Below are 14,725 nucleotides of genomic sequence, written 5' to 3' on the forward strand. Positions count from 1 at the left end.
TGCGGTGCGGAAGAACTTGCCCCAAGGCTTGTTGCCCAAAAGCTCATTGAAAGTCGAAGGCACTCAGGCCGGTCACCATTTCGTCAAGTCCCAGCGGACGCGTGATCGGCGGCTCGGCGCGAGACAGGCACGCCTTGCGTTCGCAGATACGGCAGGCAGGACCGGCTGTGACGGCAAAGCCAGTGGCGGGCAGAGCCGCGGCATAGGCGATATCGGGTGCAAACCCGATATCGCAGCCGATGAGGATTGCCGTGCGCCGGATCCGCTCGCCGAAATCCGCCTGCGGTCCCTCAAGCGTTCTCGACACGGTGAGAAAGGCGTTGTCTTCCGACATCTCGACCCGATCGACGAGAATGCGGCCGGGTTCGGCGAAGGCGGAATGGATGCCGAGCTTGGGACAGTGGCCGCCGAAGCGCGACTGAGGAAACCCCTGCGCACCCGCGCGACGCACGGTGTTGCCGGCGTGATCCATCTCGATCAAGAAGAACGGGATACCGGCAGCCTCCGGCCGACACAGCGAGGTGAGACGGCCTGCCGCCTGTTCGAAGGAGACGTCGAAACGCGAGCGCAGCACGTCGATATCGTAACGGGCGCGCTGGGCGGCGGCGAGAAAAGCCGCGTAGGGCATGAGCAGCGCATGGGCCGCATACCGGGCGAGTTCGAACCGGGCGATACGCCGGGCCTCCGCCGTCTGCAGGGCCAGTCCATCAAGCTCCGCATCGATTTCCGACGTCAGCGCGAGAAGCGCCACCTCCATGGCCAGCTCGCGATTGCGATCGAAGGGCGACAGCCTCTCCGACAGGAAGAGCCGCATGCTGTGGCGATCGTAACGACGGCGCAGGCTTGGCATGACGTGGGTGGGAAGCGTGCGCACGGTTACTCCGCGCTCGCTTTTCAGCCAGGCTCGCAAGGCTGAAGGCGGGTCGTCACCTGCGGCAAAGGTCTTTGCCAAGGCTTCCGCAGCATCCTCTATGCGGGCGAAAAAATTCGGCCGGCGCTCGAGAGACTGGCGCACTTCATCGATCGGCATGCGGCTGCCGGTCGTCGCCATCTCGCGGCCTTCGCTTGCCAGAAGGGCTGCAAGGTCGGAAAGCCGACCGGCCTGTTCCCGATAAGCACGATAGAGCTTCACGGTTGCGAGTGCTGCATTGGGAGCAGCTTCCGCCACTTCGACGATCTCCTGGTCGCCGGGAATTTCGCCGGCCAGAAGCGGATCGGCAAACACCTCGCGCAATTGGCCCGAAAGACCGCCGCCCTCGCCCTGCAGCGCATCGAGATCCACCTTGTAGGTGGAGGCGAGCTTCAAGAGCAGCTGAACGGTCAGCGGCCGTTGGTTGCGCTCGATCAGATTGAGATAGGAGGGCGAGATTTCCAGCGCTCCTGCCATCGCCGTCTGTGTCAGTCCCAGCCCCAGACGGACACGCCTGACGCGTCCTCCCGCAAATACCTTCCGCTCCACTCCAGACCTCCTCCTGTCAAAGTTTTACGCGGCTTCGATTTTTACAATATTTACAAAAACACCTTCGTCTCTGTGTAAGTCGTGACATCGTAACTTCTTTTATATCATGTACTTATAGAATTAACATTCGTCATTCTGTAAATATTTCACATGACCTTCGGGCCTTATCCGAATGCTCAGGATCAAGTGGGAGAGAGACGCATGACAGGTTTTGACACGCTGGTTACCAATGCTCCGCAAGGCCGTTTCGATGGCATTACCCGGCCCTATTCGGCAGACGACGTGAAGCGGCTGCGCGGTTCGATCGAGATCCGTTATTCGCTGGCGGAAAGAGGCGCCAACCGGCTCTGGGAGCTGCTGAAAAGCGAGGACTTCGTCAACGCGCTAGGGGCAATGACCGGCAACCAGGCCATGCAGCAGGTTCGCGCCGGGCTGAAGGCAATCTATCTCTCCGGCTGGCAGGTGGCTGCAGACAGCAATACTGCCTCGTCCATGTATCCCGACCAGTCGCTTTATCCGGCCAATGCCGCGCCGGAACTGGCACGCCGGATCAACCGCACGCTCCAGCGGGCGGACCAGATCGAGACGGCGGAGGGCAACGGGCTTTCGGTCGAGACATGGTTCGCGCCTATTATCGCCGATGCGGAAGCCGGGTTCGGCGGGCCGCTTAATGCTTTCGAGATCATGAAGGCGTTCATCGAGGCGGGTGCTGCAGGCGTCCATTTCGAGGACCAGCTGGCTTCGGAAAAGAAGTGCGGCCACCTGGGCGGCAAGGTGCTGATCCCGACCGCGGCGCATATCCGCAACCTGACGGCCGCGCGGCTTGCCGCCGATGTCATGGGGGTGCCGACGCTTGTCATTGCCCGCACCGATGCGGAAGCCGCCAAGCTGCTGACCTCCGATATCGACGAGCGCGACCAGCCTTTCGTCGATTACGATGCGGGGCGGACGGCCGAAGGGTTCTACCGGGTGAAGAACGGGCTCGAGCCCTGTATTGCGCGAGCGGTCGCTTATGCGCCGCATTGCGACCTGATCTGGTGCGAGACGTCGAAGCCGGATCTGGAGCAGGCGCGCAGGTTCGCCGAGGGCGTGCACCGAGATCATCCGGGCAAGATGCTCGCTTACAATTGCTCGCCGTCGTTCAACTGGAAAAAGAACCTCGACGACGCGACGATCGCCAAGTTCCAGCGGGAGCTTGGGGCGATGGGTTACAAGTTCCAGTTCATCACGCTTGCCGGTTTCCACCAGCTGAATTTCGGCATGTTCGAGCTTTCACGCGGCTACAAGGACCGGCAGATGGCGGCCTATTCGGAGCTGCAGGAGGCCGAATTCGCCTCCGAGGTTAACGGTTATACCGCCACCAAACACCAGCGCGAAGTCGGCACCGGCTATTTCGATGCCGTGTCGATGGCGATTACCGGCGGGCTGTCTTCGACAACGGCGATGAGCGAGTCGACCGAACATACACAGTTTAGGCCGGCGGCGGAGTAACAACGCTCCCTGAAGTGCCACACACGGCTTGCGGTCGTGGCTGCCCCTCACCCTAACCCTTTCCCCGTAAACGGGGAGAGGGGACGTGCCCCGCTCGACGCTTCAGAGGGATGGAAACCTTGGCCGTAGGAGGCCCTTCGCCCCGCCTGCGGGGAGAAGGTGGCGGCAGCCGGATGAGGGCACACGCCGACATCGAGGACAAAACACCGAGGCTTAAGGCAGACAACCAAACCCAAACGAAAGGAGACCCCGACATGACGATCCAGACTCCCATCAAGACACACGTTAAGGAACGCGCGGAAGAACAGGCGAGTGCCATGACCGCCGACCAGCAGGCTGCGATCCGCTCGCTTGCCAATGATCTGCACCGGCTGAACCATGCCGTCATGAAGGCCGTCGAAGCCGGTGTTTCGGTCGAACTGATACGCTCGGCGCGGCATCACGGCGGCGACGGGCATTGGGGCGACCTGATGGTCCCAGTCGTCATGACCAACCGGCTTCAATAGCCCCCCGAGACAAACACCGGTCTAAACAAGTACCGGGACCATGACGAGCGTCGGCGCAGGCCGACGCCGGCCATACCTTCTCCGTTCCCCGCAAAGAGAAAGGGCGACCGATCGGCCGCCCCTTCTCGCATTCGGTATATGCAGGGGAGTCAGGCGGCGCGGTCGTAACGTTGCCCCGTGCGTGTGGACGCATCGATACGGAACTGCTGCAGCAGGCCGAACAGTGCTTCTGTCTCATCGGCCAGACGGCGGCTCGCCTCGCTGGTTTCGGCGACCATGGCGCCGTTCTGCTGGGTCATCTGGTCCATCTGGTTGACGGACTGGTTGATGTTCTGCAGCGCGGCCGACTGGTCGCGGCTGGCGGTGGCGATGGTCTCGACATGCTGGCTGATGACGACGATCTCGCTGCTGATCGTGGCGAGAACCTTGCCCGCCTGCTGCACGAGTGAAGCACCCTCGCCGACTTCGTGGGTCGACTGGTTGATCAGTCCCTTGATTTCCTTGGCGGCATCGGCGGAACGCTGCGCCAGTTCGCGCACTTCCTGCGCGACGACCGCAAACCCCTTGCCGGCGTCACCGGCGCGGGCCGCTTCGATGCCGGCGTTCAGCGCCAGAAGGTTGGTCTGGAAGGCGATATCGTCGATCACTTCGATGATCAGCTCGATCTTCTGCGACGCATCCTCGATCCGGCCCATGGCCTCGACGGCGTTCTTGACCACCACGCCGGAATTGTCAGCACTCTTCTTCGTGTGGGTGACTGCCTCGTTCGCCTCGCGGGCACGATCGGCAGACGAGCGGACGGTCGTGGTGATTTCGTCGACGGCAGCAGCCGTTTCCTCGAGCGATGCAGCCTGGCTTTCGGTGCGGCGCGACAGATCGGCGGAAGAATGGCTGAGATCGGCGCTGCTCTTCTGGATCGCCATCGTGCTCTGGCGGATATTGGAAAGCGTATCGCGCAGTTTGAGGATCGAACCGTTGAAATCTGTACGGAGCGGTTCGAGCTTGCCGGAGAAGGGATGGTCGATGGTGACGGAGAGATCACCCTGCGACAGACGCGAAAGCGCTGCGCCGAGTGCGGTGACAGCCTGATCGATCTGGCCGTCGACCAGACGCTTGTCGCTGTCGTTGCGTTCCCGCTCGGCTTCCGCCTCGGCGCGTTCCATGGCGCTCTGATGCTCGATACGCAGTTTTTCCAGCGCATTGTCGCGGAAGACCTGCAGGGCACGGGCGATATTGCCAAACTCATCGGAGCGCTGGTTATAGGGGATCTCGGACTTGTTATCGCCATCGGCAATCGCCCGGACCGAACCGGTCAAGACGCCGAGTGGACGGACAAGCGCACGGATGACGAAATAGCTGGCGACGGCAATGAAAAGAAGCGCGACCAGCGAGGAGATCATCAGCGCTGTGCCGGCAGATGCGATATGGGCGAAATAGACTTCCATCGGAATGCCGATGAAGAGGACGCCGCTGACGCCGGATGCATTTACGACAGGATAATAGGCGGTCATGAAATCGCGACCAAACAGGACGGCCGGGCCGTAATAGGCTTCGCCTCGGCCAAGTGCGGCCTGGGCGGGATGATCGGCTGCCAGCTTGGTGCCGATGGCGCGTTCGCCCTTTTCATTCTTCACATTGGTGGAGATGCGGACGTAATCGCTGCCCTGTTTTTCGAACACCGTGGACACGCCGCCGATGGAGCCAGCGGTACGATCGACGAGGTCGTGGCCCTGAAGTGCGCCGTCACCGGTCATGACTCTCGAAAGCTTGCCTTCGGTGAGCGTCGTCCTCGCGCCGGTCACAGATGTCTCATAGATCAACGCCATGGTCCGGATGGACTTGTGCGTATCCTCGACCGCCGTTTCCATGATGTCCTTGCGAAACGTGTTGTAGGCCAGCCCGGAAACGGCGGACACTGCAACCACGATGAGAAACAGGCAAAGGAATACAATTTTGGTGACGACCGAGGAGGGAACGATCTTGTTCATGGCGAGCCCTTGTGGGTGTAGAAGACCCACATACACTCGCCGATATAGGTGAAATTTTTGCTAAATTTGACTAAAGCCAAGACCAAGTCTTCGGATGCCCGCAGCAACGCGCCGGCAACCCATCACAGATCAAACTAATTTAGCGTACCGCTTAGAACAGTACCGGTACGGCCAGAAGTGCAGCCGTGGCTCCCACAGCAATCATCAGCAGGCTGAAGCGAACGAGTTTTACGCGGTCATCAGCCTTGGCAATTGCGATGGCGCGGGCACGGCGAGCATTCGACATGGATTGGAACTCCGAGACGATAATCAAACCTATAGTGGCAGCCTATTGGGATTTTGAACACTGAAATAAGCTGTCATTGTGGCAGGATCGTCCAGCTATATTAAGAAGTACTGAATGATGCCATTGCAACCGGAGGAACGCCCGGTTCGATGACGGAAATCAGAGGGCTTCTCCGCAGACATGGCCGGAAGACCATGCCCATTGGAAATTATAACCGCCGAGCCAGCCGGTGACGTCGACACATTCTCCGATGAAATAGAGGCCGGGCACGGACTTCGCCTGCATCGTCTTCGATTCCAATTCAGAAGTATCGATGCCGCCGAGCGTGACTTCCGCCGTGCGATAACCTTCGGAGCCCGCGGGGCGGATGCGCCAGTCCTGAATCGAGGCTGCAACGGCATCAAAGATCTTGTCGGAACAGTCGGCGAGCTTTGTTGCGGCCGGATGTTTCTCGGCAAAGAACTGTGCCAGTCGCTTGGGCAGGATTTCAGCCAAAGCTGTCTGGACGAGCTGCTTGCCGTTCGCCTTGCGGGCGGCCTTCAGATCATCGGCAATCCTGCGATCCGGCTCGCTCACAATGCTGATCTCGTCGCCTTCGCGCCAATAGGATGAGATCTGCAGGATTGCAGGACCACTGAGGCCACGGTGGGTGAAGAGCAGCGCTTCGCGAAAGGCGGTCTTGCCGTGGCGGATTTCTGCAGGGACGGCAATGCCCGAGAGCGGTGCGAGCTTTTCGAGCAGATTGGGATCGAGCGTCAACGGCACGAGGCCGGGGCGGGTTTCGATGAGCTTGAGGCCGAACTGTCTGGCGATGTCATAGGCCAGACCGGTCGCGCCCATTTTCGGGATGGACTTGCCGCCGGTGGCGACAACGACGGAGCGAGCTTCTATCGTCTCTCCGCCGGATGTGACGACGCGAAAACCATCGGCGGACTTTTCGACCGAGGCGACACCGGACTGCAGTTCGAGCTTGGCGCCGGCGGCCTGCATTTCGGACAACAACATGCGGATGATGTCCTTGGCGCTGTCATCGCAAAAGAGCTGGCCCAATGTCTTTTCCTGGAAGGCAATGCCATGACGGTTGACCAGATCGATGAAATCCTGCGCCGAATAACGGGCGAGCGCGGATTTGACGAAATGCGGGTTAGAAGAAAGGTAGTTCTTCGGGCTCGCATGGATATTGGTGAAGTTGCAACGGCCGCCGCCGGAGATGCGGATCTTTTCGCCCGGCCCCTTGGCATGGTCGAGAACCAGAACCGAACGGCCGCGCGCACCGGCACGAATGGCGCACATCATACCCGCCGCGCCTGCGCCCAGGATCACCACATCGAATTTACGGGCCAATCGATACTCCTTGGACTTCTGGCGGTTGCCGCCTCCGCTCTTCGCCATAGTTCACCCAAAGTCAACGCCTCCCCCTCGCCAATCGCCAATCGGTGGCTATGATGGGAACATTCGATCAACCTCACCCGGTGTGTCATGCCCACAAAAAAAGCCAATCCTGCTGCTGAAGTCGGTACGGTCGCAAAAGCCGCCGTCGCCCAACCCACACTGACCTCGCTTCGCGGCGTGGCGGACTGGCAGGAGGCCGCGGCATGGCTTCGCGCGCGCGGTATCGAGGATATCGAATGCATCACACCCGATCTTGCCGGCGTTCCGCGCGGCAAGATGATGCCGTCGTCGAAGTTTACGTCGAACACATCGCTGGCTTTGCCTTCGGCGCTCTACCGCCACACGATCTCCGGCGAATATCCGGAAGAAACGGCCAATTTCCGCTACGAGCCACGCGACAGCGACCTGAAGCTGACGCCGGATCTTTCGACGCTTTCAGTCGTGCCCTGGGAGACGGACCCGACGGCGCAGGTAATCTGCGATATCGTCAATACCGAGGGAAGCGCGGTCAGCTACACGCCGCGCAACGTGCTGAAGAACGTCGTCCGTCTCTATACCGAGCGCGGCTGGAAGCCGGTCGTGGCGCCGGAAATCGAGTTTTACCTTGTCGCCAAGAACGACGACCCGGATTATCCGCTGCATCCGCCGAAGGGACGTTCGGGGCGCTCCATTCTGGGCGGACAGGGATATTCGATCGCCGGCATCAACGAATTCGACGAGTTGATCGACGATATCTACCACTTTTCCGAAAAGCAGGGTCTGGAGATCGACACGCTGATCCATGAAGAAGGACCGGCGCAGCTCGAGATCAACCTGCGCCATGGCGATCCGATCGAGCTTGCCGATCAGGTGTTCATGTTCAAGCGGACGATCCGCGAAGCGGCGATGAAACATGGCATTTATGCCACCTTCATGGCCAAGCCGATGCAGGGCCAGGCTGGATCCGCCATGCATATCCACCAGTCGGTCGTCGATATCGATAGCGGCAGAAACATCTTCTCCAACAAGGACGGGTCGCCTTCCAAGGAGTTCTTCCAGTTCATCGGTGGGATGCAGACCTATATTCCAAAGGCGCTGGTGATGATGGCGCCCTATGTGAATTCCTACCGCCGCCTGACGCCGGACATGGCGGCACCGGTCAACACCGCCTGGGGTTACGATAACCGCACGACGGCTTTCCGGGTGCCGGTGTCCGATCCCGTGGCCCGGCGCGTGGAAAACCGGCTGCCGAGTTCGGACTCCAACCCGTATCTGGCGCTTGCAGCCTCGCTCGGCTGCGGCCTGCTCGGCATCATGAACAAGATTGATCCGACGCCGCCGACCGACGAATCCGCCAATGAAGGCGCGATCGACCTGCCCCGCGACCTGCTCTCGGCCGTGTCGCTGCTGGAAGAGGAGCCGGCGCTGGCGGAAGTCTTCAGCAAGGAATTCATCGGCATCTATGCCGGCGTCAAACGCGGCGAATTCGAAACCTTCATGCAGGTGATCAGCCCGTGGGAGCGCGAGTTCCTGCTGCTCAACGTGTGAGGCCAAGCTCCATGGACACATGGCGGAGCCCGATCGCACCGGGTCTTTCCTGGTATCAGGCGAGCGTTGACGAACGCCCGACCTATGCTTCGCTCGACGGATCGCAGACCGTCGACGTGACGATCATTGGTGGCGGTTATACCGGATTGCAGGCCGCCTGCAGTCTGGCCGCTGCAGGTGTTTCGGTGGCGCTGATCGAGGGCGGGCATTTCGGCGATGGCGGTTCCGGCCGCAACGGCGGGCAGCTGGGCACCGGTCAGCGCTGGTGGCCGGAAGAAGCAGAGAAGGAACTCGGCTTCGAGCGTTCGAAACTGCTGTTCGACATGGCAGAAAACGCCAAGCGCTATCTCCACGATTTTGCGACAGTGAACGGCATAGACATGGATTACATGCCGGGCCAGCTCAACGTGTCACACAAACCGGGTTATGAGCGCGATTACCGCGCCAATGCGGAGATCGCCGCCGAGCGCTACGGCTATCCGCATGTGAGCTTCATGGACAAGACGGAGACGGAGGAGCGCGTCGGCACGAAGGACTATTATTGCGGCGTGCGCGATACCGGCACCGGCCATATCCATCCGCTGAAACTGCTGATCGGACTGGCGAAGGTGGCAAAGGCTGCAGGCGCCGGCATCTATGAAAACACCAGAGCGACGGCGATCCGCCGCGAGGGCGGCAAGATCAAGGTCGAGACGGCGAATGGCACGCTGACATCCGATCGGGTGCTGATCGCCACCAATGCCTATGTCGGCGACCTCGAACCGGTTACCTCCGCACATGTTATGCCGATAGGGTCGTTCATCGCGGCGACGGAACCGCTCGACGCTTTTCCGCATGTCATCCCCGGAAGCGAGGCGGTCTGCGACAGTCGCTTCGTCGTGCGCTATTTCCGCAAGTCGAAAGACAACCGGCTGCTATTCGGCGGCCGCGAGGTCTACAGTTCGAAAGATCCGAGCGATACGGCGGAAGCTATCCGCAAACAGATCGTCACCACCTATCCGGCGCTGAAGAACGTTAAAGTAACCCATGCCTGGGGCGGCAATGTGGGGATCACCCTACCGCGGCGACCTTTCGTGCGCGAGGTCATGCCCGGCGTGACTTCGATCGGCGGTTATTCCGGCCATGGCGTCATGCTGTCAAATTATTGTGGCAAGCTTTATGCTGAAATGGTCGCCGGGCGCAAAAGCGAACTCGACGCGCTGGCCGATCTTGATATATCCGCCTTTCCCGGAGGACATGCTATGCGTAAACCCCTGCTTTTCCTTGCATTAACCTGGTTCGCGCTAAGAGATCGCATCTGAAAGCGACATTCGGACTAGAATTTTTAAATCGATTAGCATAAGACACACCAACCACACACGATGAAAGTTGAGCGATGAGCAGCCAGATCATTCCAGTGGAACCATTCGATTGCATCGTCTTCGGCGCAACCGGGGACCTTGCAGAGCGCAAGCTTCTTCCGGCGCTGTATCACCGGCAGATCGAAGGCCAGTTCACGGAGCCGACGCGGATCATCGGCGCGTCCCGCAGTGCGCTTTCCAATGAGGAATATCGCAAGTTCGCCGAGGATGCGCTCAAGGAGCACCTGAAGAAGGGCGAATATGACGAGGCCCAGGTCAAGGCCTTCTGCGAACGCATCTATTATATCTCCGTCGATGCCAAGTCCGATCAGGGCTGGGATAAGCTGAAAAAGATCCTCGACGAGGGCAGTGGCAAGGACCGCATCCGCGCCTTCTATCTGGCCGTCGCTCCGGGCATTTTCGGCGCGATCTCGGAAAAGATCCGTGACCACAAGCTGATCACCAAGTTGACCCGCATCGTCGTCGAAAAGCCGATCGGCCGCGACCTTGCTTCGGCGCTCGAACTGAACGACACGATCGGCAAGGTGTTCAAGGAAGAACAGATTTACCGTATCGACCATTATCTGGGCAAGGAAACCGTCCAGAACCTGATGGCGTTGCGTTTCGCAAACGCGCTCTACGAGCCGCTGTGGAACGCCAATTATATCGACCACGTTCAGATCACCGTGGCGGAAGCCGTCGGTCTGGAAGGCCGCGCGGGCTATTATGACACCGCCGGTGCGCTGCGCGACATGGTGCAGAACCATATCATGCAGCTGCTTTGCCTCGTGGCTATGGAAACGCCGTCGTCGATGAATTCCGAAGCGGTGCGTGACGAAAAGCTCAAGGTCCTGCGGGCGCTGAAGCCGATCAATGCCGATAATTGCGAGCAGATGACGGTGCGCGGCCAATACCGCGCCGGCGCTTCCGCAGGCGGCCCGGTCAAGGGTTATCTGGAAGAGCTGGAAGGCGGAGTTTCCAACACCGAAACCTTCGTCGCCATCAAGGCCGAGATCAACAACTGGCGTTGGGCGGGCGTTCCCTTCTACATTCGTACGGGCAAGCGCCTGACGGAGCGGATGTCGGAAATCGTCATCACCTTCAAGCCAGTGCCGCACAACATTTTCGACAGCGCGGCGGGCCGCATTTCGGCCAACCAGCTGATCATCCGCCTGCAGCCGGACGAAGGCGTCAAGCAATCGCTGATGATCAAGGATCCGGGTCCAGGCGGCATGCGCCTGCGCAACGTTTCGCTCGACATGAGCTTTGCAGCGGCCTTCAACGTGCGCAGCCCGGACGCCTACGAGCGCCTGCTGATGGACACGATTCGTGCCAACCAGACGCTGTTCATGCGCCGCGACGAAGTGGAAGCGGCATGGCAGTGGGTCGATCCGATCCTCAAGGGCTGGGAAGAAACCGCACAACTGGCACAGGGCTACACCGCCGGCACTTGGGGTCCGAGCCAGGCGATCGCGCTGATCGAACGTGACGGCCGCACCTGGCACGAAGGTTGATCGATCATGGCTTCGACTTTGCATAGCTTTGACGATGGAGCCGCACTGGCCGCAGCCTTGGCCGACGAGGTTGCAGCGCGGCTGAAGGTGGCGATTTCGGACAGGGGAGCGGCATCGATTGCCGTCTCCGGCGGATCGACGCCGAAGCGGTTCTTCGAGGCGCTGTCAGGCAAGGATATCGACTGGAGCAAGGTGACGGTGGTGCTGGTGGACGAACGGTTCGTACCGGCCGACAGTCCGCGTTCCAACCACCTTCTGGTGGCGACGCATCTCTTGAAGGACAAGGCCGCAGCTGCGACCTTTGTCCCTCTTTACCATGAGGCGCCTTCGATAGACGCTGCTGCTCAGATCGCAACGAAGGAAACGGCTTCGGTCGGAAAACCGTTCGATGTCGCGATCCTCGGCATGGGCGGTGACGGCCACACGGCATCGTTCTTCCCGCATGGCAACCATCTTGCCACGGCGCTCGATCTTTCGACGCCGCCCGGCGTGATGACCATGGCGGCGGCAGGGGCCGGCGAGGAACGACTGACCTTCACCTTCTCGGCCCTTTCGGATGCGCGCCTGCTGGTGCTGCATATCGAAGGCCAAGAGAAGAAGGACGTGCTTGCCAAGGCTCAGGCCGGATCGGACGAAACGGAAATGCCGATCCGCGCCGTACTGAACCGGGCGGCCTCTCCGCTCAATATATACTGGGCTCCATAGCGAGCCTGTTCCGGCGTCCGCCAACAAGGGCGCCGGCAGATTTATCATATCCATGATCCCGGTGGCTTCGGCCTCTCCCAAACCGGGATGGACCGAAGGAGACTTTGACATGGCCGCGCATCCCAGCATCCAGGCTATTACGGCAAGGATCGTCGAACGTTCCAAACCGCATCGCGAAGCCTATCTCGATCGATTGCAGCGGGCAGTCGCCAAGGGGCCGCATCGAACGGTTCTTTCCTGCGGCAACCTTGCCCACGGTTTTGCGGTCTGTTCCCCCGCCGAGAAGGACGCGCTTGCAGGCGACGTCGTCCCGAACCTCGGCATCATCACTGCCTATAACGACATGCTCTCGGCGCACCAGCCCTACGAGACGTTTCCGCAGATCATCCGCGACGCGGCACGCGAGGCCGGCGGCATCGCACAGGTAGCGGGCGCCGTACCTGCCATGTGCGACGGCGTCACCCAGGGCCAGCCGGGCATGGAACTGTCGCTGTTTTCGCGCGATACGATCGCCATGGCAGCCGGTATCGGCCTTTCGCACAACATGTTCGATGCCTCGGTCTATCTCGGCATCTGCGACAAGATCGTTCCGGGCCTTGTGATCGCGGCGCTTTCCTTCGGGCATCTGCCAGCCGTGTTCATTCCGGCAGGTCCGATGACATCAGGCCTGCCCAATGACGAAAAGTCGCGCATCCGCCAGCTTTATGCGGAAGGCAAGATCGGCCGCGCCGAACTGCTGGAAGCCGAGTCCAAGTCCTATCACGGGCCGGGCACCTGCACCTTTTACGGCACGGCCAATTCCAACCAGATGCTGATGGAGATCATGGGCTTCCACATGCCCGGTGCTTCCTTCGTCAACCCGGGCACGCCGCTACGCGAAGCGCTGACCCGCGAAGCCGCCAAGCGGGCGCTCGCCATCACCGCACAGGGCAACGAATTCACGCCGGCCGGCGAAATGATCGACGAACGTTCGATCGTCAACGGCGTCGTCGGCCTGCATGCGACCGGCGGCTCGACCAACCACACGATGCATCTCGTAGCGATGGCCCGTGCGGCCGGCATTCACCTGACATGGCAGGATATTTCCGAGCTTTCCGACGCCGTTCCGCTTCTCGCCCGCGTCTACCCGAACGGGCTTGCAGACGTGAACCATTTCCACGCGGCCGGCGGCATGGGTTTCCTGATCAAACAATTGCTGCGTGGAGGTTATGTGCATGACGACGTGCGCACCGTCTTCGGCCACGGGCTCGAAGCCTATACGGTCGAGGCCAAGCTGGGCGCCGAGGGCCAGGTCACACGCGAAAGCGTGCCTGAGGTCAGCGGCGACCCGAAGGTGCTGACGACGGTCGACCAGCCGTTCCAGAAGAGCGGCGGATTGAAGATGCTGACCGGCAATGTCGGCCTCGGCGTCATCAAGATCTCGGCCGTCAAGCCGGAGCGGCACATCATCGAGGCACCCGCCGTCGTCTTTCAGGACCAGCAGGGCTTGCAGGACGCGTTCAAGCGCGGCGAACTGAACCGTGATTTCGTCGCCGTCGTCCGTTTCCAGGGACCGAAGGCGAACGGCATGCCGGAACTTCACCGCCTGACGCCGCCACTCGGCGTGCTGCAGGATCGCGGCTTCAAGGTGGCTCTCGTTACCGACGGGCGCATGTCGGGCGCATCCGGCAAGGTGCCGGCAGCGATCCACATGACGCCGGAAGCATCCGATGGCGGCGCGATCGCCAAGATCCGCGATGGGGACATGATCCGTCTTGATGCGGTTGCGGGCACGCTGGAAGTTCTGGTCGATGCGGCCGAGTTTGATGCGCGCATACCGGCAGTGGCCGATCTTTCCGAAAACGAATTCGGCATGGGCCGCGAACTGTTTTCCGCCTTCCGCCGCAATGTCGGACGGGCGGATCAGGGCGCAAGCGTGTTTGCCTGAAGCACCGGCAAGACGCGTCTTCCGTCTTTATCAAGTAGCCGCAGTTCCATCTGCGGCTACACTCCAGCTCAGGGCCAGACTTCGGCGGCGTTCAGCGCCGGCAGTTTCGACCTCAGCGCACTGAGCGCGATTGCGTGGACGACTTCGATCGGAGCAGTGCAGAGGTCTGCGATGACGCTGACATCGAATGCATCTGCGTCCCGCGACATTGCCGTGAAGGCAACGCAGTTCTGCGTCATCATCCCGCAGACAAGCAGCGAGGTCACTCCGTCGAGATGCGCGGCAAGATCGGTCTCCTGAAAGGCATCCGCAAACCGCTTGGTCACGACAGGTGCGTCCCCGGCTGCAGCCTTTATCGCCGGTCGGATTGCACTGCCTTCACCACCGGCCGCGAATAGGCCCGTCGCAGCCGCAGACACATGCTGCACGAGTACGATCCGGTCTCCTGCCTTGCGGGCTTGCGCTATCGCCTCAATGACACGGGCCTCCACCTCCAGCGCCTGATGCAGCGGAAGGACACCTCCGGCGAAATAATCGTTCTGGATGTCGATGACGAGAAGCGCTCGGCTCATGAGATTTCCTCCGGTTGA

General features: G+C 60.8%; 12 protein-coding genes. 7 read left to right on the plus strand and 5 right to left on the minus strand.

What is annotated here, in order from left to right; translation table 11 throughout:
- Positions 1–43 precede the first annotated feature (43 nt).
- Positions 44–1,459 carry a helix-turn-helix domain-containing protein gene (locus tag FHP24_RS07425; protein ID WP_246091625.1) on the minus strand — a complete coding sequence of 472 codons (1,416 nt, stop codon included), beginning with the start codon at positions 1,457–1,459 and terminating at the stop codon, positions 44–46.
- Positions 1,460–1,660: 201 nt separating this feature from the next.
- Between FHP24_RS07425 and aceA the strand changes: the two genes are divergently transcribed.
- Together aceA and FHP24_RS07440 are read left to right on the plus strand one after the other, a co-directional pair.
- Positions 1,661–2,950 (plus strand): isocitrate lyase, encoded by a 1,290-nt coding sequence (gene aceA, locus FHP24_RS07430; RefSeq protein WP_139674999.1) that lies wholly within the window; start codon positions 1,661–1,663, stop codon positions 2,948–2,950.
- 254 nt (positions 2,951–3,204) lie between these two features.
- Positions 3,205–3,456, plus strand: a complete 252-nt coding sequence (locus tag FHP24_RS07440) for an SMc00767 family acetate metabolism repressor (protein WP_112510623.1) — start codon at positions 3,205–3,207, stop codon at positions 3,454–3,456.
- 149 nt (positions 3,457–3,605) lie between these two features.
- On the opposite strand, the gene FHP24_RS07445 is transcribed toward FHP24_RS07440, so the two are convergent.
- From FHP24_RS07445 to FHP24_RS07450, 3 genes are all read right to left on the minus strand, one after another.
- Positions 3,606–5,444 (minus strand): methyl-accepting chemotaxis protein, encoded by a 1,839-nt coding sequence (locus tag FHP24_RS07445; RefSeq protein WP_139675002.1) that lies wholly within the window; start codon positions 5,442–5,444, stop codon positions 3,606–3,608.
- A 151-nt stretch (positions 5,445–5,595) separates the two neighbouring features.
- Positions 5,596–5,730 (minus strand): hypothetical protein, encoded by a 135-nt coding sequence (locus tag FHP24_RS29210; protein ID WP_281287403.1) that lies wholly within the window; start codon positions 5,728–5,730, stop codon positions 5,596–5,598.
- Between the two features lie 159 nt (positions 5,731–5,889).
- Positions 5,890–7,074, minus strand: coding sequence for a BaiN/RdsA family NAD(P)/FAD-dependent oxidoreductase (locus FHP24_RS07450; RefSeq protein WP_180355921.1), 1,185 nt, complete (start codon positions 7,072–7,074; stop codon positions 5,890–5,892).
- A gap of 135 nt (positions 7,075–7,209) precedes the next feature.
- On the opposite strand from FHP24_RS07450, the gene FHP24_RS07455 reads away from it, so the two are divergent.
- The 5 genes from FHP24_RS07455 to edd all read left to right on the plus strand — a co-directional run bounded on the left by FHP24_RS07455 (position 7,210) and on the right by edd (position 14,135).
- On the plus strand, positions 7,210–8,649 hold the full coding sequence (locus FHP24_RS07455; RefSeq protein WP_139675009.1) for a glutamine synthetase family protein: 1,440 nt from the start codon (positions 7,210–7,212) through the stop codon (positions 8,647–8,649).
- Positions 8,650–8,660: 11 nt separating this feature from the next.
- Positions 8,661–9,950 carry an NAD(P)/FAD-dependent oxidoreductase gene (locus FHP24_RS07460; RefSeq protein WP_139675011.1) on the plus strand — a complete coding sequence of 430 codons (1,290 nt, stop codon included), beginning with the start codon at positions 8,661–8,663 and terminating at the stop codon, positions 9,948–9,950.
- A 74-nt stretch (positions 9,951–10,024) separates the two neighbouring features.
- On the plus strand, positions 10,025–11,503 hold the full coding sequence (zwf, locus tag FHP24_RS07465; protein ID WP_139675014.1) for a glucose-6-phosphate dehydrogenase: 1,479 nt from the start codon (positions 10,025–10,027) through the stop codon (positions 11,501–11,503).
- Between the two features lie 6 nt (positions 11,504–11,509).
- Positions 11,510–12,208 (plus strand): 6-phosphogluconolactonase, encoded by a 699-nt coding sequence (gene pgl, locus FHP24_RS07470; protein ID WP_139675017.1) that lies wholly within the window; start codon positions 11,510–11,512, stop codon positions 12,206–12,208.
- A gap of 109 nt (positions 12,209–12,317) precedes the next feature.
- Positions 12,318–14,135, plus strand: coding sequence for a phosphogluconate dehydratase (gene edd, locus FHP24_RS07475; protein ID WP_139675020.1), 1,818 nt, complete (start codon positions 12,318–12,320; stop codon positions 14,133–14,135).
- A gap of 68 nt (positions 14,136–14,203) precedes the next feature.
- Here edd and FHP24_RS07480 read toward each other — a convergent pair whose 3' ends face one another.
- Positions 14,204–14,707 (minus strand): isochorismatase family protein, encoded by a 504-nt coding sequence (locus FHP24_RS07480; RefSeq protein WP_139675022.1) that lies wholly within the window; start codon positions 14,705–14,707, stop codon positions 14,204–14,206.
- Positions 14,708–14,725: the final 18 nt, after the last annotated feature.

Source organism: Aliirhizobium smilacinae (genome assembly GCF_006335145.1).
GTDB lineage: Bacteria > Pseudomonadota > Alphaproteobacteria > Rhizobiales > Rhizobiaceae > Neorhizobium > Neorhizobium smilacinae.